At 60.2% G+C, this 19,940-nt stretch carries 19 protein-coding genes; 13 read left to right on the top strand and 6 right to left on the bottom strand.

The window, feature by feature from the left end; translation table 11 throughout:
- Window positions 1-130: 130 nt before the first annotated feature.
- Together AAFG16_RS13485 and nagA are read right to left on the bottom strand one after the other, a co-directional pair.
- Window positions 131-1,333 (bottom strand): aspartate kinase, encoded by a 1,203-nt coding sequence (locus AAFG16_RS13485; protein ID WP_342739415.1) that lies wholly within the window; start codon window positions 1,331-1,333, stop codon window positions 131-133.
- Window positions 1,334-2,512 (bottom strand): N-acetylglucosamine-6-phosphate deacetylase, encoded by a 1,179-nt coding sequence (gene nagA / locus AAFG16_RS13480; RefSeq protein ID WP_342739414.1) that lies wholly within the window; start codon window positions 2,510-2,512, stop codon window positions 1,334-1,336.
- 118 nt (window positions 2,513-2,630) lie between these two features.
- Between nagA and AAFG16_RS13475 the strand changes: the two genes are divergently transcribed.
- From AAFG16_RS13475 to AAFG16_RS13450, 6 genes are all read left to right on the top strand, one after another.
- Window positions 2,631-3,290, top strand: coding sequence for a BadF/BadG/BcrA/BcrD ATPase family protein (locus tag AAFG16_RS13475; protein ID WP_342739413.1), 660 nt, complete (start codon window positions 2,631-2,633; stop codon window positions 3,288-3,290).
- Between the two features lie 19 nt (window positions 3,291-3,309).
- Window positions 3,310-4,266, top strand: a complete 957-nt coding sequence (locus tag AAFG16_RS13470) for an N-acetylmuramic acid 6-phosphate etherase (RefSeq protein WP_342739412.1) — start codon at window positions 3,310-3,312, stop codon at window positions 4,264-4,266.
- A complete protein-coding gene (locus tag AAFG16_RS13465; protein WP_342739411.1) occupies window positions 4,263-5,276 on the top strand; it encodes an SIS domain-containing protein in 1,014 nt (337 codons plus the stop codon). Before AAFG16_RS13470 ends, AAFG16_RS13465 begins: the two co-directional genes overlap by 4 nt.
- Window positions 5,273-5,530 (top strand): hypothetical protein, encoded by a 258-nt coding sequence (locus AAFG16_RS13460; protein ID WP_342739410.1) that lies wholly within the window; start codon window positions 5,273-5,275, stop codon window positions 5,528-5,530. Before AAFG16_RS13465 ends, AAFG16_RS13460 begins: the two co-directional genes overlap by 4 nt.
- 69 nt (window positions 5,531-5,599) lie before the next feature.
- The gene (locus AAFG16_RS13455; protein ID WP_342739408.1) at window positions 5,600-6,595 is read left to right on the top strand and encodes a hypothetical protein; all 996 of its coding nucleotides are present in this window, start codon (window positions 5,600-5,602) and stop codon (window positions 6,593-6,595) included.
- Between the two features lie 661 nt (window positions 6,596-7,256).
- Window positions 7,257-8,615, top strand: a complete 1,359-nt coding sequence (locus AAFG16_RS13450; RefSeq protein WP_018642513.1) for an integrase family protein — start codon at window positions 7,257-7,259, stop codon at window positions 8,613-8,615.
- A 676-nt stretch (window positions 8,616-9,291) separates the two neighbouring features.
- On the opposite strand, the gene AAFG16_RS13445 is transcribed toward AAFG16_RS13450, so the two are convergent.
- A complete protein-coding gene (locus AAFG16_RS13445) occupies window positions 9,292-9,552 on the bottom strand; it encodes a DUF1488 domain-containing protein (protein ID WP_028170268.1) in 261 nt (86 codons plus the stop codon).
- 581 nt (window positions 9,553-10,133) lie between these two features.
- On the opposite strand from AAFG16_RS13445, the gene AAFG16_RS13440 reads away from it, so the two are divergent.
- From AAFG16_RS13440 to AAFG16_RS13430, 3 genes are all read left to right on the top strand, one after another.
- On the top strand, window positions 10,134-10,529 hold the full coding sequence (locus AAFG16_RS13440; protein WP_028170267.1) for a response regulator: 396 nt from the start codon (window positions 10,134-10,136) through the stop codon (window positions 10,527-10,529).
- A 74-nt stretch (window positions 10,530-10,603) separates the two neighbouring features.
- Window positions 10,604-11,488 (top strand): transglutaminase family protein, encoded by an 885-nt coding sequence (locus AAFG16_RS13435; RefSeq protein WP_028170266.1) that lies wholly within the window; start codon window positions 10,604-10,606, stop codon window positions 11,486-11,488.
- A gap of 126 nt (window positions 11,489-11,614) precedes the next feature.
- Complete coding sequence (locus AAFG16_RS13430; protein ID WP_041953380.1) at window positions 11,615-12,424, top strand: transglutaminase family protein; 810 nt, start codon at window positions 11,615-11,617, stop codon at window positions 12,422-12,424.
- Window positions 12,425-12,645: 221 nt separating this feature from the next.
- Here the strand turns inward: AAFG16_RS13430 and AAFG16_RS13425 are convergent, their stop codons facing one another.
- The gene (locus AAFG16_RS13425) at window positions 12,646-13,323 is read right to left on the bottom strand and encodes a Crp/Fnr family transcriptional regulator (RefSeq protein ID WP_014493192.1); all 678 of its coding nucleotides are present in this window, start codon (window positions 13,321-13,323) and stop codon (window positions 12,646-12,648) included.
- 485 nt (window positions 13,324-13,808) lie between these two features.
- Here AAFG16_RS13425 and AAFG16_RS13420 point away from each other — a divergent pair, with 485 nt between their 5' ends.
- The 4 genes from AAFG16_RS13420 (at window position 13,809) to AAFG16_RS13405 (ending at window position 17,481) form a co-directional block, all read left to right on the top strand.
- Entirely contained in the window at window positions 13,809-14,180 is a 372-nt protein-coding gene (locus AAFG16_RS13420) for a hypothetical protein (protein ID WP_014493191.1), read from the top strand.
- Between the two features lie 568 nt (window positions 14,181-14,748).
- Window positions 14,749-15,102 (top strand): hypothetical protein, encoded by a 354-nt coding sequence (locus AAFG16_RS13415; protein ID WP_018642505.1) that lies wholly within the window; start codon window positions 14,749-14,751, stop codon window positions 15,100-15,102.
- Between the two features lie 466 nt (window positions 15,103-15,568).
- Window positions 15,569-16,363 carry an alpha/beta hydrolase gene (locus AAFG16_RS13410; RefSeq protein WP_041953376.1) on the top strand — a complete coding sequence of 265 codons (795 nt, stop codon included), beginning with the start codon at window positions 15,569-15,571 and terminating at the stop codon, window positions 16,361-16,363.
- The gene (locus AAFG16_RS13405) at window positions 16,360-17,481 is read left to right on the top strand and encodes a PAS domain-containing sensor histidine kinase (protein WP_018642503.1); all 1,122 of its coding nucleotides are present in this window, start codon (window positions 16,360-16,362) and stop codon (window positions 17,479-17,481) included. Before AAFG16_RS13410 ends, AAFG16_RS13405 begins: the two co-directional genes overlap by 4 nt.
- A 67-nt stretch (window positions 17,482-17,548) precedes the next feature.
- On the opposite strand, the gene AAFG16_RS13400 is transcribed toward AAFG16_RS13405, so the two are convergent.
- Together AAFG16_RS13400 and AAFG16_RS13395 are read right to left on the bottom strand one after the other, a co-directional pair.
- Window positions 17,549-18,721 carry an AI-2E family transporter gene (locus AAFG16_RS13400; protein ID WP_342740903.1) on the bottom strand — a complete coding sequence of 391 codons (1,173 nt, stop codon included), beginning with the start codon at window positions 18,719-18,721 and terminating at the stop codon, window positions 17,549-17,551.
- 175 nt (window positions 18,722-18,896) lie between these two features.
- On the bottom strand, window positions 18,897-19,934 hold the full coding sequence (locus tag AAFG16_RS13395) for an alpha/beta hydrolase (protein ID WP_342739406.1): 1,038 nt from the start codon (window positions 19,932-19,934) through the stop codon (window positions 18,897-18,899).
- Window positions 19,935-19,940 lie beyond the last annotated feature (6 nt).

Here is a 19,940-nt window from a genome sequence, read left to right as displayed (position 1 = left end):
CGGGATGGCTAGACACTCCGTTAAAAACCTTTGGTCCATCTGCGGTCCGTTGTGGCGCCGAGACAAAATTAAATGATTGATTTTGTTGAAGGGTGGGACTTCCGCCGGGCCCACCACGAAATCAAATGGTTTATGTTTGCTGAACAAGCGAATGCAGCGCCTTCACAGCAGCCTCCCGGCTCTCCATAGGGAGAAACAGACTCACCGAATGCGGCGACAACACGTACGTATCGGGGACGATCCCGTGACTCCTGAGAACCTGCAATGCCCTGAACGGCAATTCCGAGGAAACGCCGCCGAAGCAGGTGAGGCTCACCGAGCTCGACGCCTCGCGCCGCTTGCGCAGGTCCTTGGCGTGCTCCAGCGTGCGCGACAGAGCATCCAACCACTCCATATCGCAGGCCAAGGTTATGCTGGTTTTTCCTGCGGCGAAGTGTGATGCAAGGAGCTGCGGCCAGGACAAGCTGTTTTGCTTGAGATGCTGCGCGAGTTTCTCGAAACCGTGATTGAGATCGCTGGAATCGATTTCCACATGCTCGATGCGAGCTATCGAGTTGACGGCCAGAACCTTCCCGTTTTCCATGCCCAAAACCTCTTTCATCACTTGCGTGCTGTGCTCGACGCCACCCCACTGCTTGAGAACCAGAGGCACATCCTGACTTTGCGCCAGCTCGACGCTGCGAAAATGTAGGATCTTTGCGCCCCAGAAGCACATCTCCGACAGGGATGCGAAGTTCACCTGCCGCAGGGGCCTTGCATCCGGCACGACGCGGGGATCGGCCGAACATATTCCGTCGACCTCCTTGATGATTTCACAGCGTTCGGCCTTCAGCGCCGCAGCCATCGCGACGGCCGTGGTGTCGCTGCCGCCCCGGCCGAGTGTGGTGATTTCTTTGGTCGCCGCGTTCACGCCCTGAAATCCCGCCAGCACGACAACGCGGCCGCGATCGAGCTCCTCACGCACGCGAATGGGCCGAACATCCAGAATGCGTGCGGAGGAATGGGAGTCGTCGGTCATCACGCCCGCCTGGCTGCCGGTGAAGCTGATCGCAGGCACGCCGAGATCGGAAAGCGCCATGCTCATCAGGGACATGCTGATGCGCTCACCAGTCGTCAGCAGCATATCGAGCTCGCGGCGGTTGGGAGTTGGGCTGACCTGATACGCCATCTGGATCAACTGGTCGGTGGTCGTACCCATGGCGGAGACGATCGCCACGACACGATGACCGCGGCCGTGCAGGTCGGCGAGACTGCGCGCAACCGCGCGAATCTTCGCCGGTGTTTCGAGGCAGACACCACCATATTTCTGCACGATGATGGGATGGTTGCTCATCTAACCTCGCTCGGAAGCCTTGCTCGCCTCGCCCATCGAACCGACACCGCCTATCCATGTGCCGACGACCTCAAAATTCGCATTAAATGCGACAAGATCCGCGCGGTATCCCGGCGCGATCCGTCCAAGCTCGGCCCCAAGGCCCAGAAATGCCGCGGGCGTCCGGGACGCCATGATAAGGGCATCGATCAGGGAGATTCCGATGAGGGCAACAGCGTTGCGTACCGCCTCGATCATGGTGAGGTGAGCGCCCGCGAGTGTGCCGTCTGGACCAGTCAGGCGATTGTCGTGCAACATGATCTGCCGTCCTTGCAGCAGGAATTGCCGGTCGTCCGTGCCTACCAATGGCATGGCATCGGTGACCAGCATCAATCGATCGCGTCCCTTGCAGCGGAAGGCAACACGCAAGGCAGTACCGTCAACGTGAATGCCGTCGCAGATGATTCCAGCGAACAGCCGGTCATCCTCCAGCGCGGCGCCCACCAGGCCGGGCTCCCGGGCGCTCAACTGCGACATGGCGTTGAACAAATGGGTCACCCCCGAGATACCGCGACCGACCGCCTGGCGGATTTCGGCTGCGCTGGCATCGCTGTGGCCAGCTGCGATACGCAATCCGGCGCCGACCAATTCATCGATTATGGGCGCGGGCACGCATTCCGGAGCCAAGGTCACAATGGAACGGCCGCGATCCCCGAAGCTTTTGATGGCGGCGAGGTCGCGCCGATCGGGCACGCGTATCTCGGCTTCCGGATGAATGCCCTTGCGAGACCTGTTGAGGGCCGGACCTTCCAGATGAAAGCCGAGCACGCCAGGAATATCGAGGCACGCCTGAGCTGCTACGGCCAATCGTTCGATGACCTCGGGTCGATCGGTGATGAGGGTTGGCAAGCAGCCCGTGGTCCCGGCCTTGCGGTGCGTCTCGACGATGCGCCGAACGCCGGCCTCCGTCGGCTGGTCGTTGAGAAGAACGCCGCCGCCTCCGTTCACCTGGATGTCGATGAATCCGGGTGCAAGGATCGCGTGTCGGGGAAGGCGTATTGAGGCCCCGGCTGCCTCATCGAAGCTGATGCTTTCAATCCGTCCCTGCGAGATCCTGACCGACCCCGGCCCACGCATGTCGGTCCCATCAAAGATGTGCTGTGCGGCAATCGTGAGAGAGACAGAACCAGCGTGGTCCATCAGTATCGATCCGGTAATGGCCGTCACGGACTCGTGAGGCGAGTCTGCCACAAGAGTTCATATGTACGCTGCGAGGGCCTTGTGCGGACCCGAAGCGAAACCTTCGCGTTAACTTTCCATGGGAACAAAAGGTACCACGCATCTCGGCATCGATGGGGGCGGAACCTGCTGTTGCGCCCGGATCGAAGACGAAAATGGCACGGCGCTAGGAGAAGCGAGCTCGGGACCGGCCACGACACGGATCGGCACCGACGGGGCCTGGCGGTCCGTCATGGGGGCCACCGAATCCGCGGCCATACGGGCCGGACTGAGCCACGAGGATTTCGCCCAAATGCACGCCGGAATTGGCCTGGCTGGTACTGATTGCCGGGGCGCGAAAGCGGCGCTCAGCAAGATCGCGCATCCCTTTGCGTCCGTTAACTTCATCAGCGACGGCCTCGCGGCCTGTCTTGGCGCCCATAGCGGCCCGGACGGGGCTATCGTCGTGGCCGGCACAGGCTCGGTCGGTGTCGGCCTGATCGACGGCCGCGAGATCCGTCTCGCCGGTTACGGTTTTCCCGCGTCGGACGAAGGCAGCGGCGCCGACATCGGCCTGCAGGTTATCCGACTGGCGCTGCGGGCTGCGGATCGCCGCCGCGACCTGCGTGCCAGCCTGAGCGTCCTGACGCCAACGCAACAGCCGGCGCGTTACTGGCGGCGCGAGGGCGCCTCGACCTGCCCACGCTGGCCGCCCGAGAGAGAAACTGACCATGAACAGGCTCCGAAGTTCCGCGTTTGATGGCGCTTGGATCAACAGTATGGCCACCGAAGACGTCGATCTGAGATTTGCCGACCTTGACGCATGGCCGCTGATGTCAGCGATGGAAGCGATGTGGGAGGGTCAGCTTGCGGCGGTCGCTGCGATCGGTCACGCCCTCCCCTCTATCACCGCGGCGACCGAAGCGGCACAAGTGGCGCTGGGCGATCACGGTCGCCTTGTCTACGTCGGCGCCGGCACCTCTGGACGCGTGGCGGTCCAGGACGGCGCCGAGCTGACGCCGACCTTCGCCTGGCCCAAAGAGCGCGTCCGCTTCATCGTCGCCGGCGGGGACAGTGCCTTCGTCACCAGCATCGAGGGTGCGGAGGATGACATCGATGATGCGGTCGCACAGATCAATGCCGCGCGGCTCACACCGCATGATGTGGTGATTGCGGTAGCCGCCAGCGGGACGACGCCGTTCACGGTCGCGGCGCTGCAGCAGGCAGGCTCCTGCGGTGCAGTGACGGTCGGTGTCGCCAACAACCCTGGCACCGCACTGCTGGCATCGGCCAAGTTTCCGATCCTGATCGAGACCGGCCGCGAGCTGATCGCCGGCTCCACACGGATGAAGGCGGGCACTGCGCAGAAGGTTGTGCTCAACCTGATCTCCTCAGGAATCATGCTGCGTCTTGGGCGGGTGTATCGCGGCATGATGGTGAACATGCAGCCAACCAATGCCAAGCTGAGGCGGCGCGCCGAGGCCATGGTGGTGCAAATCGCGCATTGCGATCCGTCGCACGCGGCACGCTCGCTGGAGCAGGCCGAAGGAGACGTCAAGACGGCGGCCCTTCTGGCGCTGGGTATCAGCAGAACTGATGCGGAGACCATTTTGCAGGACGGCGACGGTAATCTCAGGCGCGTGTTTGCCGAGCTCGCCACGGATCGGGACTCGCATCGTGACCGGCATTCCAAGGCACCCGCGGCACGCAAGCGAGGCGGAGCAGCTGAGCCATGACGACTTCCGCGATGGTGCGTGAAATCGGGGAAAGCGCCGATACCGTCGCGAAAATCGTTCGTAGCCGTCCCGCCACGCGCGACATCGCGCAGCGAATTGAGATTGGCTCCGTCCCCTTGTGCGTCGTGTGTGGTCGGGGAAGTTCCGGACATGCTGGGGTTTTCTTGAGATACCTTGTCGAGACGCGGCTTCGCCTTCCCGTTTCAGCAAGTGCTCCCTCGGTGATCACGGCATTTCGCACGCCCTTGATGCTGCGCGATGCGCTTTTCATCGTGATCTCGCAATCCGGGCGCAGCCCAGATCTCGTCGCAGCGACAAGGTCGGCGCGCGCTTCGGGCGCCCGCACCGTTGCCATCGTCAATACGACGTCGTCGCCGGTGGCCGACGAAGCGGAGTTCGTCGTTCCGATCGAAGCCGGCCAAGAACACTCCGTAGCGGCGACAAAGACCGTTATCGGCTCGATGGCCGCCAGTGCTGGACTGGTTGCCGAGCTGGCGCAAGATCGTGCGCTGCGGTCAGCCCTCGACAGGCTGCCCGAGCGCCTGCACCGTGCGCTGGCGCTCGACTGGTCCGAGATCGCTGATGATCTCACCAAGGCGTCAGCTGTGTTTGTGGCGGCTCGGGGCCTGGCCCTGGGCTCGGCGAAGGAGATCGCGCTCAAGCTTTCAGAAATCCTGCGCCTGCCCTCCATCGGCTTGAGCGCCGCCGAGCTGCAGCACGGGCCACGAGCCGCGCTATCGTCGCGCACGCCCGTCGTCATGATGCGCCTCATGGATGAAACGGCAGCCACGGTGGACGCGCTTGCAGAGGAGTTGCGTGAGCAAAAGATCGCGCTGCATCTCTGCGGCGGACCTCATGGCTCGATGCCCTGGTTGGCCGAGGATGACCCTGTCACCGACGCTATCACCATGCTCGTTCCGGCCTATCGGATGATCGAGCAGGCGGCATGCGCCCGCGGATTCGACCCGGATCGTCCCCCTCGCCTGAGCAAGATTACAGAGACGTTTTGACAGCTGACCGATCGCTGGCTAGCGACCAAAGCTGGAGCGCCGCACCGGTTTCGCACCTAGAAACGGCGGTCGGTGCGTGGTTCAATCTTCAGGAAGCCTCGGACTTTTCAGACAAACGGAAGTCGGAAATCGAGGCGGCGCGCCGTGCCGGCAAGCTGCCAATGAAAATGACGATGCGGAAGCGTTCTACAATCGAGGATCTTCTCGACGATTGGAGCAAGTCGGTTGAGTTCAAGGCGTTAACCTCTGCCTGACAGGCTTCGTACCGTAAATGTATTTCTGCCATTCTGTACCGACCGCAATCGCGCGAATCCGCGGCGAAGTTGCGTGCCGAAATCCGCGCCGCCAAGCTGCTCGGCGTAGCCGAGCCTGCGCGAGAACTTGAGGCGATAGCGACTGCTACGCCGACATCGATCGGCAAACCGGAGTTCCGAGCCTTCTATAATTATGCGAAATCAGCTCGCGGCCATCATATGGCGCTTTCGATGATAGCGACACTCTCGGCGGCGTTCACTTGGGGGCAGGAAAGCATCCTGTGGCGTCTAGGGCCCAACCCGCGGGAAGGCATGGAGTTCGATCATCCGGACGGGCGGATCGTCCAAGTTGCGATGCCCGAATCTTCCGCTTGGGTCGCTGCAGCTGATGCAATTGATCGACCTTCGATCGGCGACAGCTTTCATCTGGCGTTGTTCACTGGGCAGCGCCAGACTGACCGTCTAATCATGCGGAATGAGAGCGACATCGAAGGCCGCCACATGTTCCGCCAGAGCAAGACAGGCGAGCTTGTCGACATCAAAGAGGCGTCCCAACTCAGCGCGCGGCTGAATGCCTCGCGTGCACGCGTAAAGGAGCTCAAGCTCCGGCTTCAATTGGATAAGGTGCCTCCCGAGCTCGTGGTCAACGAGGACAATGGTGAGCCTTATGACGAGAGCACTTATCGGCATTGGGTGTCGACCGCCCGGGCCGTCGCAGTCTTCGGCTTTCTCGCGCGCGATAGCGCGCGCCAAGCGATTGTCCGCGCAGAGCGACTGAATGCCGAACTGACCAAGATCTCCGACAAGCTATTCGCTCCATTTCCTCTCGATGAAGAGAACAAGGCGCAGCGCGCTCGGGCGGTTGATCAGCGTAAGCGCGTCCTGTCAGAATGGCTGGATGCGCAGGCCGCACACGACAGCAATGGCGATGAGACCGCATGGCGACTAAAGCCTTGCCCCGCTCTGATGTTCGTCAACGGCGCCGGCGACCTCGACCAGAAGCACGACCAAGACCTGCGGGATACTGCGTCATGCTGCTCGATCGGGCTGGCTGCGACTTACTGACGATCTGCGACATCACTGGGCATTCATATCGAAGTGCGCAGACCATCGTGAAGCACTACCGGGCCCGAAATGCGGCTCGCGCTGGCTCCGGCATCGACAGGCTCGAACTGCAGGTTCGAAAGGAAGGAATGAAGGGCTGAACGGACAGCGGCAGAACTTCGTTTGCCCGGTTGCGCCTTAAGCTCGCAGGTCGCCAAGAGGCGGTGTGTCGCGCAATCAATCCCGCCACGCTTTCCGCCTTCCTACGGCGAGGCGTACGCTCCATCTCTGCCCGCGCTGTCCGCAAACAAACCGTCTGCGCCCGGTGCGATGAATGACGCCCCAAATATCTGAGACGTCGCACAGCGTGCGACGTGCGACCACCAAAAGCGTCGCACAACACTCGGTTTGTTCTGTCGAAGGAATAAAAAAAGCCCTTGCGGGCCAATCTCTTAAGGATGGTGGGCGCACCAGGGCTCGAACCTGGGACCCGCTGATTAAGAGTTCAAAACCGGCGCCTCTCTACGATTTCTGAATCTGCGCTACACTACGGTGAGGTCGAAGAAGACCTTTTATTTATAGGGACTTGTCGCATAGCTTCGCAGTCCGGCGAACGCAGACCTTCAAACACCTCGGCTCGCCAAAACAGTTTGAAAACCGTTTTAACAGTTCACGTCCCCCCATGACCGATATTCGCATTGCTCTCAGCGACAAGGCTATCGCTCAGCTACCGTCTCCTGAAGATGGCTGGTATCTGGCTCGCGACACCGAGCTGAAAGGCTTCTTCGTGGTCGTGGGGAAGCGGAAAAGGACCTTCACCGTTCAAGGTGATCTTAGGCAACGAGGAAAGCGGGCCTCATCCATTAGAGTGTCTATTGGAGATGCCAGCGAGTTAACGACCCGAGCGGCCCGCTCGCTTGCCAAGGAATATCTTGCTCAAATCAGCAAGGGAAAGCACCCGAAAGCGAGGCAAGACGGAAACGCCGAACAGGGCAATACCAACCGGGATGAAGCTGTAGCGAGCGTTACCCTGAAGCAGGCTTGGCAACGCTATCTGGAAGCCCACTTGATTCGAAAAGGCCGTAGCAAAAAAACGATAAGCGGCTATCGGGATCACGTCGAGCGTCTCTTTTCCGAATGGCTTGACACCCCTCTGCTCGACCTCGCGAACGATCCCGGTCGCGTCGCCGAAAAGCATGATGAGCTTTCCAAGGAGAACGGTCCCTACATGGCGAATGGCAGCATGCGGACGCTGCGGGCCATTTACAATCATGCTCGGAAGACCAATCGATCGCTGCCGCGCGACAACCCCGCAGATGCAGTCGATTGGAATCAGGAAGAGCGCAGGAACACCGGTATGGGGACCGGCGATTTGAAAGGATGGTTTCTCGAGCTAGCCAATCTAGACAACCCAATCCGGCGCGAATTCCATCTTTTCACATTGCTGTGTGGGTCTAGGCCCACCGCATTGCAGCAGGCTAAGCCCGAACACATCAATTTTCGGCGGCGAACGCTCCACATCCCGACGCCCAAGGGAGGCAGCAAGCGAGCGTTCGACATTCCGCTGTCTCGGGAGATGATCCTGAGCCTCATTCGAGTGCTTCGTTTCGGCAGGCAAATACATCCGTCTCAGGCGCAAGAATGGTTGTTCCCAGCTGAGAGCGCCTCTGGACACCTGGCGGAAACAAAGGAAGATCGGGATATCTTGTCGAAATGGGGCAATGACCTTCGTCAGACATTTCGGACAATTGCCGCCGCTGCTGGCGTTTCCGAATTCGACGCCAAGCTCCTTATGAACCATTCGATCCCTGGTGTGAATGCAGGCTATGTCACTCGACACAAGCTGGTTGAAGACCACCTGCGCAGCCAGCAGCAAGCTATTAGTACGGCTGCGTTTTCTGGTCTCGGTAAGTCGCTCGTAGGACAAGGGCCGTTGTCAGATTGGCTCGGTCACGCGGCAAGCCGACGAGTCGTCAGCCTTTTCCAATTGAAGCCAGCGCCCCTCAGCGAGGAGGAGGAAAGAATTCGGCAAGCAGCCTGATCCAGGCTGCGATCTGATCGAGGCGCCCACTGCGTCCGAACGTAAGCAGCAATAGAAAAGATCAACGAAAACATTGAATCTCGTGCGGGACTGACCACCATTATCGCTATTTGTACATGGGGTTTCGGTGGTCAAACGGTGGTCGAGTGCATCAACCGACTGTTGGAGCCCGCCTGAACAACGGGCGGATATGGACTGAGCATGAGGCCGGGGCGAAGACGGCCGACCTAGCTCGCAAGCACGGGGTCTCCGAAGCGACTAACCGCGGCCGGATGAAAGTTCGGTGGCAGGTCAGATATGATAGTGGATCCGCCGCGCTCACCCATTCAACAAAAACGACGGCTTATCGCACTATTGATTTGCTCTTGTACCACCGTCGATCGGTCGAGGGACATATCCGACCTGCTGAAGCGGGGCGGACACCCATGTGCCTGCAGCAAATGCGTTAGCAGTCACTCCTTGACATCTAGGACCGCAGTCCATCGGTCCAGATGCGGCCGGCGTCGAGTGCAAATCACTGCTCGAGGGCGTTTGCAACTCTCTGGGGCAGACCATTGCCGGGCTAGAAAAGGCTACGCTCCTGCCTTGAAACAGAAAGAGACTCCATCTGCCTATAGGCACAGGCAGAGGGGTTCATTTGGTTCGGGTGCGAAACCCTTAAAAGGCGCCGATCGGCTCAAAAATTGCCGGCGACGAGATCGTAAGAGCCCCTGGTACCGCGAACGTACACCTTGGCTGCGGCGGCGCATATCAAGTCCCGATTGGAATCGAACGCGTGGAGAAGGCTCGACTCGTCGTAGCAGGTATCGGGTTGAATTCGCTTCAGCGCTTCTTCTTCGATAAAAAACGATGCCTCAATGGCGCTATCGTGTCCCCAGAATCGCACGGCACGCCGCGTGCGGTCGTATGAACGGCTATGGTTTGGAAACTCGATCATGTGGCCGGGGCAGATCCGTTGTGGAAAGGGGACTTCCTTGCCTTGCCAGCTCGACGCTATTTGCCTTTTGGACGGCCGATCTGCGACCGCCCTTACGAGCGACGGTGCCAAACCTGGCGCTGGATGAGCGTTGAGGTCCCGCAAACTCTTAGATGGCTACGTGGAAAGCGAACTACAATCCCGTTCGCCCCGGTCACAGCAAATAGTTTCTGCCTGACCTCGCTATTCCGCGGACGGGCACCATATCTTGAATATCACCGCGTGCTTCCCGGCTGTTATCGGTGACTGAGAGCATCGTGCTCCCGCCGCGACCAAGAGGCGGTCAATATGTCAAACATCTCCAAATTCGGACTGCGCGCGTGGCTGGTGCCGCCGGTCCTGCTGCCGATCTTCTTCGCGTTTGTGATCGCTGGTGCGGTACTCATTCAATGGTAGCCGCCCGCGGGCCGCAGCGGCGCAACTCTCTGAAATCATGAAATTACATCTCAACGGATAAAGGGATGCGGCAGCGAGACGGGAACATAGAGGGGCGTGCCCATCATCGGTGCGCACCCACAGCAGCCGTATGCCGGGGAGTCTCAATGACGTTCGGTCCATCACGCATTCCAGTCTTCGTTCTCGTCGTAGAAGACGAGATGGTGCTCCGCAGGCGCGCAGTTGGCATGGTGGAAGACGCCGGCTACACGCCGTTGGAAGCGCTGGATACCGACGAAGCCCTCGCAATCCTGAGCTCCAGATCCGACATCGCGCTCGTTTGCGCCGACATCCAGCTGCCGGGCAGCATGGACGGCATAGGCCTTGCGCACACCGTGCGTAGTCGGTGGCCGGCGATCGACGTCATCCTGATGTCCGAGCAATTGAACCCGCCGAGCATCGATCTTCCCCCTTGCAGCGAGTTCTATGGTAAGCCGCTCCAGGCTTGGCAGATCAAAGCTGGGATTCGTAGGATGATTGGCCACGCCCGAGGCGCGTTATAGGGCCCAACATCGTCCGACTCTCGACGTCAAGCGGCCATCGAGCAAGCTCTCACCTCTCGTCGATCGGCGGTACCATGGCGATCTTCCTCGTCCGGCATATCACGACATATCGGTACCGGCGTGCGGTCCGGCTCGGCCGACATCAATTGATGGCGCGCCCGCGCGATAGTTTCGACCAGCGACTGATTGATTTCTCGCTCGATGTGACGCCCGAGCCCTCGGAAGTGAGGTGGCTGCACGATGTCTTCGGGAATTGTGTTGCGCAGGTCGAGTTTGGCTGTGACAGCGACAATTTGCGATTCGAGTGCGTCATCAAGGTCGATCACACGCCGGAGAATGCGCCCGACTTCAGAATTGAGGACCACGCGAAGGACCATCCGTTTGCATATCAGGCGGAGGAGGCGCCCGACCTGGCACCCTATGTTCAGAGGTGGTTCTCAGACCCCGAAGACCATCTCGGCCGGTGGCTGGACACGTTTCTCGTGCGCGGGACCAGACGTCCTACCGGACAGGTCCTGATGACCCTCAATGAAGCAATCTCGGATGGCTTCGCCTACGACCGCCGCACGGCGCCAGGAACGCAAAGTCCTTCTACGACACTCGAACGCAGGAAGGGCACCTGCCGGGATTTTGCCGTCTTGATGATTGAAGCTGCACGAAGCCTCGGCTTCGCCGCACGCTTTATCACCGGCTATATCTACGTACCGGATCGCGATGGTCCTGTCTGGCTGGGCGGGGGAGCCACCCATGCCTGGTGCCAGATCTACGTCCCCGGCTCCGGCTGGGTCGAGTTCGATCCGACCAATGGAATCGTCGGAAACCGCGATCTGATCCGCGTGGCGGTGGCCAGAGTCCCAAGCCAGGCCATTCCCCTGTTCGGCACTTATTGGGGAGCTCGTGAGGACGAGCTTGGGATGGATGTGGACGTGAACGTCAAAACAGCGGCGGCTCTGTCGTAATGTCGCTCAATGAAGAGGCAGGAACACGCCCCCCGCCAGCGCGTTGGAACTTCCGAACGCCACGCTCGATAGGCACGATCGAGATCGAAGCAGCCGCGGCAATTTGTCGACTTTGGAGGACGCCGAGTGAAGATCCGGGTCGGCTATGAGATGATCTACGACTTTCCGCAGCACACACCCATGATCATGGTCCTGGGCGTTCATTTCTCTCGGGCATCGGACGTCGTCGTGCCCGATTATCTGACCACCACGCCCTCCGTTGCGATCGTCCCCTATCGTGACGGCTTCGGTAATTGGTGCAGCCGCATCGTTGCTCCAGCCGGTCGAATGCGCCTGGCGGCTGACGGGATCGTTCGCGACACCGGCTTGCCGGACGTCGTTGTGCCCTCGGCTACTCAACACGCGGTCGAGGACTTGCCGGCAGAGACGATCGTATATTTGCTCGGCAGCCGCTATTGCGAAACCGATCATCTGTCCGATGTCGCGTGGAAACTTTTCGGGAAGGTCTCGCCCGGATGGGCCCGTGTTCAGGCGATCTGCGATTTCGTTCACAATCACATTCAATTCGGCTACGAACACGCGCGCGCAACCAAGACGGCCCGGGACGTCTTCAACGAAGGCAAGGGCGTTTGCCGAGACTTCGCGCATCTGGCCATCACGTTCTGTCGCTGCATGAACATTCCCGCCAGATACTGCACTGGCTATCTCGGCGACATCGGCATGCCTCCCCCCTACGCCCCAGGAGACTTCGCGGGATGGTTCGAAGCCTACATCGGCGGACGTTGGTACACATTCGATCCACGCAACAACGTCCCCCGGATTGGACGTGTTCTGATCGCTCAAGGACGTGACGCGGCCGACGTGCCGATTACCCAGACGTTTGGCCCTAACACCTTGGTCAGCTTCAAGGTGTGGACCGACGAGATCCATTCGTGAGCACAGGATGAAGTGAGGCTGAGCCCTGAATCGCTCCAGAGAAATGATCCCGGACTTGCGACTCGACTTGACCGTACGAAAGCGAGTTGAGCTTCTGCCGGAACGAATGTCGGTGGCGCAACTTGGTAAGGACGACCGGATGCAAACGCCCCCCACAGCATCCGAGGAAATGACGGCCTCATTGCGCCCCCACGCTCTGGGGCCGTCGCTTGGGAGTCTCTCTAGTCGCGCTCTCTGAGCACGGGCTTCTCGTGCAACACCGCACTCAACAACGAGTTGTGGACCTCGATGTGGCCATTATAGCTGATGAGCCCCAACTTTCGAAATTTGTTCATGAAATAGCTGACCCGCGATCGCGTGGTCCCGATCATCTCAGCCAGTGTCTCCTGATTGATGCTCGCACTGATCGGCTGCGGACTGCCTTCCTTGCCGAAATTCGCGAGCAGCAACAGCAGGCGAGCCAGCCTCCGTTCGCTGGAATTGAATAGCTGGTCGATCAGGTCCTCCTCGATCCGGCTGTTTCGGGTCAACAGATACGAAATGAACAGCTGGGAGAATTTCGGCTCTTCACGGATAGCCGACATCATCGCTTCTTTGGTTATCGACGTGATGACGCAATCTTCCATCGCCGTTGTCGTCGCGATCCGCAGAGGATGACCATTCATGCATCCCTCGCCGAAGAACTGACCGGGCTCGAGAATGGCGACGACTGCCTCCTTGCCCTGCTCCGAAACGACCGTCAGCTTGACCTTGCCGCTTTGAATGTAGAACACCGAGTCAGCAGCGTCGCCCTGCTGAAACACATGCTGGTTCTTGCGAAACGTCAGAATGGCTTTGCCGGCGCCCACCTTGCCGAGAAAATGTTGGGGATCGAACGTGTCCTTGGACGGCTTCGCCACGCGTGGACTCCTTTGAATCGACCAAACTTGTTCGCTTCGATCGGCTGCCAGGGAACGGCTTTCTTGACCAAGCGACGAACGGTTGCTCCTTGCCGGCCAGACCTTGCGGCAGCGGCCCTATTGGGCAGAATTTACTCCCTGATTGTTCGCAATTCTAGGGAAGAGCCACTTTCCAAAGGGCGCGGCTCATTGCGCGCCCATCAGCAGGCATTCTCGGGCGAAGCGACGGTCGCCCTGCGCGTGGCACGACTTTACGATGGAGCATGGAAGTATGCCGACCCGGCGGCACGACGCGCTGGTCAATATAGCTCACCATGGAGTTAGGCAGCGCCCGAACTCCTTGCGGGCCCTGCTTTGCACCCCCTCGCTATTCGACGCTTCCATACCCATATCCTGTGTGTCTGATCGGACCATCGGGCCAATTGAGTGCAACGCCCCGCGACAGGCTGCCGGCCTGAATAGGTCGCCGACAACAGGAGGATTCCATGCCACTTGCGCGCTTTCGAATCGATGAAGGACCGCACACGATGGACGGGCTCCGACTCATTGCACGGGATGGCAACAAGCAGGTCGAGGCATTCATGAGCCGGAAGGTGATGGACGTCTGGGCGGAATCCGTCGAGCATCTTGGAGGACGTCAAAGTCTTTTCCGAGATCAATACAATGCGCTTGGCAGACTGAACCTCCCCGCACTCCAACGGATTGTGCGCGCGAAATACGAGCGAGGTGCCGCGTTCAACCGCCAACATCCCTTCGTGGAGGTCCTGTTCTCTGACATTTCCGAAAGTGGCGAGACCTTGGATCTAAGTGAACTGGTTCGAGAAGCATTGCCCCCGGCATTTCATAGGCTGACCTAGTATCCTGAAGGTAGGCAGCGACCGAAGCGTATGCTTCCGGCTCGCCGGATTCGGCACATTTACTTGCGAGTGAGCAATATTGACCAGCAAGGCGCCAAGCCAGGTTTCAATGTGACTTCCGTAGCTCTCGGTGAAGGAAAGTCAGCGCGCCGCCTGGCCATGGTCGATGTCATGTCGTCACTTCTGCGCAAGCGAACAGACAAACAAATCGGCTACAGCGTCTCGCAGCTCGTTCAACTGCGCCATCAGATGCTCCGGTTTGCTCGGTCGCTCCCCCCAGGACCTGACCGAAATCAGCGGCGGCAAATCGCGCCTTCCTTGCGAAGCCTTGCCAGACGCAAGCGGTGAACCGGCTGTCCCTGATGACGAAGTCAAGCATTGCAAGACAAGATAAAGTTGGGGGCCGCCGGCTCGTTGCCAGCCGTGCCAGGCGCGGTTCGACAAGCGGGCGATGCGCCTTACATCGGACGAGGAACGTACGGAGCGCAAGCGTCGACGGACAAGAGGCCCGAATCTCGCCCCGGGGGGCTCGACCGGTCCGACCGGCCGAGGAAAAGGAGTGGTTCAGATGATGGTGCCAGTGAAAACCGAGGAGTTACCTGCGGGCGTGTTCGTGCTGGAGATCGATGGCCAGCCGATCTTAGCGCTCATGGCTGCCACGCTTTTCCAGGCCAGAGAACTCGGCCAGGAGCAATGGCTCCTAGAGGACTTGAAGCGAATGACGCTCGGACACAGACCGCTTTGGGATGGGACGTCTCCGATTAGGGTGCGTCGCGCCGATCCAGCAGAAGAAGTGTATTACGTCGACGCGAAGACGGAGAGAGCTGCGGACGACTCGCCTTTGGTCTATCTGGTTCGGCGCGACGATGAAGCGGATGCAAGTGGAGCCGTCACTCGTGGCACATTTCCGCCCAGGAGATGATTTCGAGATGGCGTGGGGTCTCGTCGGTCAAGCGACATTGGGCGCGCCATGACAATGGCTGAGACGTCATCAGTGTGAACAGCAGTCAACTACAGCATCCCAGATGCACCGCCTCGAGATCGAAGATGTGACTTTCGGACGCGGAGTGGATCGACAGTTCGCAGGACGCGCGTCGCCAGTCGCGGGCTCTGATCTCGCCAGATCATTCCATTGAAGCGCGGCCAGCTTCCCGCTGGAACTGTCCCGGCGTTGGGGCCGTTCGAGATTGCATCAGATGGCTCGAGCGATATCCGGCAGCTGGTCATCTACACGGGTAGGAAATCATGATGTTCCTGATGGTTCTGATCTGGGCGACGCAGAACCGAGACGCTGCCCTGGAGCCAAAGCTCGACGAGTGCTCCTGGCCAGGGCCGCATTGCGCTTAGCAAAGATAGAAAACTGCACGATGATGCGTAAGGGAGGCTTTATGGCAAATGTAACCGAACGGAATAACGTTCACGTTCGTGGCGCGGGCGACCGGGCGATGGTCTTCGCCCACGGCTTCGGGTGCGATCAGAACATGTGGCGGTTCGTGGCTCCGGCGTTTGAAAGGGACTTCAGGACGGTTCTATTCGACCACGTCGGCGCCGGCGGATCCGATCTGTCGGCCTATGACTGGGCCAAGTATTCAACCTTATCCGGTTACGCCGACGACGTGGTCGAAATCGGCGCCGAGCTAGGTTTGAAGGATTGCGTCTTCGTCGGGCATTCCGTCAGCAGCATGATCGGCGTGCTGGCGGCGCGACAAGCGCCAGGCATGTTCGGCAAGCTCGTGCTCATCGGCCCTTCAGCCCGCTACATCGACGACGAAGGATATGTTGGCGGGTTCAGTGCCGAGCAGATCGGTGAATTGCTCGCGCTTCTCGAATCCAACCACATGGGTTGGTCAACACAGATTGCGCCGATGATCATGGGCAATCCCGACCGCCCGGAACTCGGTCAGGAGCTCACGAACAGCTTCTGCCGCACGGACCCCGATATTGCCAAAGCGTTCGCCCGTGTGACTTTCACCTCCGACAACCGCAAGGATCTCGCGGAAGTTTCCGTTCCAGTCCTCGTCCTCCAATGCAAGGAGGACATCATCGCCTCCCAGGAGGTCGGCGATTTCGTTGCCCGTAGTATCCCCGGCGGTCGAATGATCGTCCTGAACGCGACCGGGCATTGCCCGAACCTCAGTGCGCCCGACGAGGTCATCGCGGCGATTCGAGCCTTCGTCTCGTGAGCGTCTCCGGTCCAGACTTCGAGGACATGGTCAACAACGCCCCGTGCGGGTACGTCACCCTGCACCCGAACGGCCGCATTGAGCATGTCAACCCGACCTTGCTGGCGTGGAGCGGGCACCCGGCAGACCAGATGGTCGGCAAGCGTTTCACCGATTTCCTGACCATGCCAGGCCGCATCTACTACGAAACTCATATCGCGCCGCTGCTGCGGATGCAGGGCTTCTTCAACGAATTCGCTATCGACATGGTGACCGCTGCCGGTGAGCCGCTCCACATGATCGCCAACGCGAACGAGCGCCGCGATGCGGATGGAAAGCTGCTGCTGATCCGTCTTGCGTTGATCAAGGCGACCGACCGACGGCGCTACGAACAGGAGCTCCTCGCCGGCCGAGAATTGGCCATTGCTGCCGAAAGGGCGACGCAAGAAGTGCTGCTGCTCGAGCACGAAACCTCCGAACTGCGGGAACAGTTCATCGCCGTACTTGGTCACGATCTTCGCAATCCTCTCGCCTCCATCAGCGCCGGCGCGAGACTTCTCGGCCGTACCGTGCAGAATGAGAAGGAGCAGCAGATCGTCGCCATGATGCAGACGACGGTCATGCGCATGGCCTCGATGATCGACAACGTCCTCGACTTTGCACGCGGTCGTCTGGGCGGCGGCATTACCCTGGAATACGATGCGAAAGGACCGCTGGAGCCCGTCCTTGCCCAGGTGATCGACGAACTGAGGCTGGCTTCGCCCGGTCGCGTCATCGAATTCGAGTTTGCCGTCGACGGGCCGGTAAACTGCGATCGCATCCGCATCGGCCAGCTCCTTTCCAACCTGCTCGGCAACGCCGTGACGCATGGCACGGCCAACAAGCCCATCACCGTTCACGCCGAGACGCGGAATGGATTGTTCGAGCTCTGGGTCGCCAATGCCGGTGAGGCTATTCCGCAAACGGTGATGGACAAGCTGTTCGAACCGTTCTTCCGCGGCAAGGCCCGTGCGAGCAAGCAAGGGCTTGGACTTGGGCTATACATCGCCTCGCAGATCGCAAAGGCGCATGGGGGCGCATTGACCGTCGCATCGACACCCGCGGAGACCCGCTTTAGTTTCTCAATGCCGCTGGCGTAACATGCATGCTGCAATGGCCGCCTTTCGACGGCGCGGTCCTCAATCTTCTCCCAAGAGCGACACCGGACTAGCCTTCGAGGACGTGGCCCAAAGCTCTTAGCGGACGCACGCGATCGCTGACGATCTTGAGGATGGCCAGCATCGGAACAGCCAGGATCGCGCCAGGCACGCCCCACATCCAGAACCAGAACACCAGCGACAGGATGACCAGCACCGGGTTCAGCGTGAAGCGTCGTGCAAGCAACATGGGCGTCAGGGTTTCGCCTTCGGCGAGGTGGATGCAGAAGTAGAGGGCCGGCGGCAGCAAGGCCCACCACAAGCTGTCGAAGCTCAACATTCCGGCCAGCAGGAAGATGACGGTGCCTAACAGTGGGCCCAGAATTGGAACGTAGTTGAGCAGGAAGGTCGCGGCTCCCCACAACAGCGGGTCTCCAAGCCCGCAGAAATACATCGCAACCGCCGTTGCAATTCCCACTGCAGCATTCATGGCGGTGATTGTAAGCAGATAGGCAGATATGTCCGCTTCGATCTGCTGGGAGATGTCCACAGCCTGCCTCTTGTCGCGAAAACTTGGGAGGACCTCGACGATACGTCGCAGAAAAACGTCGCCTGCGACCAGGAGAAAGTAGAGCACCAGAACCGTGGTAAAAAGGCCGTCGATGACAGCCCGCGTTCCAGCGAAGAGCGCGCCGGTCAGGCCGAGATCGCTGCGGACCGAAACGATGGCTCCTTTCTTCTCGGGAGCGTCGGCGACGTGCTCGGCCTGCTGGATGACTTTCTGCAGCGCTTCGATCGGGCGCTTTAGAACGACCAAGTGAGTTTCGAGGCGAGGCAGGCCCTCCGGCAATTTCTCCGCCCAGGTCGCGGCAGGTAGCGACAAGGCTGCCACAAACCCCACGAGCGCTCCCACCACCACCAGGATCGCCAAGAGCGCTCCGATGGCACGGGGGAGACCTATACGCTCGAGCAGATGCACGACGGGGTGCAGAATGAGCTGCAGCACGAAGGCGAGCACCACGGGCAATATGATCGAGCTTGCCACATGCATGGCTGCCAGCACGGCCAGTGTTAGCAGACTACCGAGAAAGAACGTCTGCGGGCTGGACGGCAGCGGCATTTCGATATCGTCGGCCGCCTGCGGTGGCGAGGCAGCCGGTTCCGGTACGCCGACATTCTGCCCCGGGGACCAGGGGGGCTCATGCGGCAACTTTGACAGCGAGACCACGACGCTTTTCTCCATCCCGATCAAGGGGCCTGCCCCAACCCGCTGAGTCAGCTTCGCACCGGTCGGAAGGGCGCGATGCGGCTGCAGGAGCCTCTAGCCGGATAAGCAGTCGGTCCGGCTGGACGGTTCGGCCGCGGCGGGCCTCTTCGCCAACTGAAGAATGAGAACACGTGGCCCCGCCGGAGCGTTCCTAGGCGCTCGCGAACCGGTGCGGTGCATTCCCGCCAATGTCGGTCGCAGCAGCGGCTTCATCGATGGCCGCCATCAACCGAGCCGTGGCAGACTGCTGGATCATGTGCCCTGCCCCAGCGACGCGGTGCAGCTTGCTGTGAGCGATTTCGCCGTGAAGTCTGACCGATTGCTTGTTGATATCGATGAGGCGATCCTCATCGCCGGCGATGATGATGGTGGGCATCTTGAGTTGATCGTAGCTCTTCGACGACTCGAATGCAGCGGGGATCATCAACGTTGCCTCCGCCGCGCTGGCACGCATCTGTGACGGTCGCAACGCCAGCTCCTTGGGGAAGCCGACGAACTTGTCAGAGACTGGCCGCGGACCGAACATCTTTCGCAACATGGAAGGCCACAAGAGGCGGCTGACGATCGGCGAGATCGTGTGACTGATCGCATCGCCCATTCCGGGTATCGAAGACATCGAAGATGCCGCCGAGTCAGCACGAACGGTTGGAAAATAGTAGCCTGATGCGAGCACCAAAGCTTCGACAAATGACGGATGTCTTGTCGCCAGCGCAAGAGCGACCGCCGCACCCCATGAATGTCCAAGCACGATCGCCCGCTGAACGCTCAGCCGATCAAGCGCCTTTCTGAACAGATCGGCCTGGGCTTCCGGGGTCCATATCACGTTCCGCGGCCGCGAGCTGTGTCCGAATCCGGGGCGGTCGAATACGATCACCCGAAACCGGTTGGCCGCCAGGTCGATCAAGCCGCTGGATTCAAAATCCTGGATCATGCTGCCGTTGCCGTGCAGGAGCACAAGCGGACGGCCGTTGCCGCGTTCCACGTAGTGCAGTCGGACGCCATCGATCTCCAAGAACTGCCCGCGAGGCGGGTTATCGCGTTCCGCTTTCTTGGCGACTCGCCCATTTACGATCGCCATGGCCCCGAGGAGGGAAGCCGCCCCGGCAAATGCCATAAGCGCAGGATGTCGCCGCAAGGCAGCGGTGTAGTCGGACTGGAGCGAGAGGGAGCGTGTTCGCGGGAGTGCCATGTGCAG

Origin of the sequence: Bradyrhizobium sp. B117, from assembly GCF_038969555.1 — a bacterium.
GTDB lineage: Bacteria > Pseudomonadota > Alphaproteobacteria > Rhizobiales > Xanthobacteraceae > Bradyrhizobium.
This window is presented reverse-complemented; position numbering and strand designations above follow the sequence as displayed.

Bases quoted from the DNA above. Each gene is read 5' to 3' on its own strand.
- AAFG16_RS13485 (WP_342739415.1), bottom strand. From the start codon at position 1,333: ATGAGCAACCATCCCATCATCGTGCAGAAATATGGTGGTGTCTGCCTC.
- nagA (WP_342739414.1), bottom strand. From the start codon at position 2,512: ATGGACCACGCTGGTTCTGTCTCTCTCACGATTGCCGCACAGCACATC.
- AAFG16_RS13475 (WP_342739413.1), top strand. From the start codon at position 2,631: ATGGGAACAAAAGGTACCACGCATCTCGGCATCGATGGGGGCGGAACC.
- AAFG16_RS13470 (WP_342739412.1), top strand. From the start codon at position 3,310: ATGGCCACCGAAGACGTCGATCTGAGATTTGCCGACCTTGACGCATGG.
- AAFG16_RS13465 (WP_342739411.1), top strand. From the start codon at position 4,263: ATGACGACTTCCGCGATGGTGCGTGAAATCGGGGAAAGCGCCGATACC.
- AAFG16_RS13450 (WP_018642513.1), top strand. From the start codon at position 7,257: ATGACCGATATTCGCATTGCTCTCAGCGACAAGGCTATCGCTCAGCTA.
- AAFG16_RS13445 (WP_028170268.1), bottom strand. From the start codon at position 9,552: ATGATCGAGTTTCCAAACCATAGCCGTTCATACGACCGCACGCGGCGT.
- AAFG16_RS13440 (WP_028170267.1), top strand. From the start codon at position 10,134: ATGACGTTCGGTCCATCACGCATTCCAGTCTTCGTTCTCGTCGTAGAA.
- AAFG16_RS13435 (WP_028170266.1), top strand. From the start codon at position 10,604: ATGGCGATCTTCCTCGTCCGGCATATCACGACATATCGGTACCGGCGT.
- AAFG16_RS13420 (WP_014493191.1), top strand. From the start codon at position 13,809: ATGCCACTTGCGCGCTTTCGAATCGATGAAGGACCGCACACGATGGAC.
- AAFG16_RS13415 (WP_018642505.1), top strand. From the start codon at position 14,749: ATGATGGTGCCAGTGAAAACCGAGGAGTTACCTGCGGGCGTGTTCGTG.
- AAFG16_RS13410 (WP_041953376.1), top strand. From the start codon at position 15,569: ATGGCAAATGTAACCGAACGGAATAACGTTCACGTTCGTGGCGCGGGC.
- AAFG16_RS13400 (WP_342740903.1), bottom strand. From the start codon at position 18,721: ATGGAGAAAAGCGTCGTGGTCTCGCTGTCAAAGTTGCCGCATGAGCCC.
- AAFG16_RS13395 (WP_342739406.1), bottom strand. From the start codon at position 19,934: ATGGCACTCCCGCGAACACGCTCCCTCTCGCTCCAGTCCGACTACACC.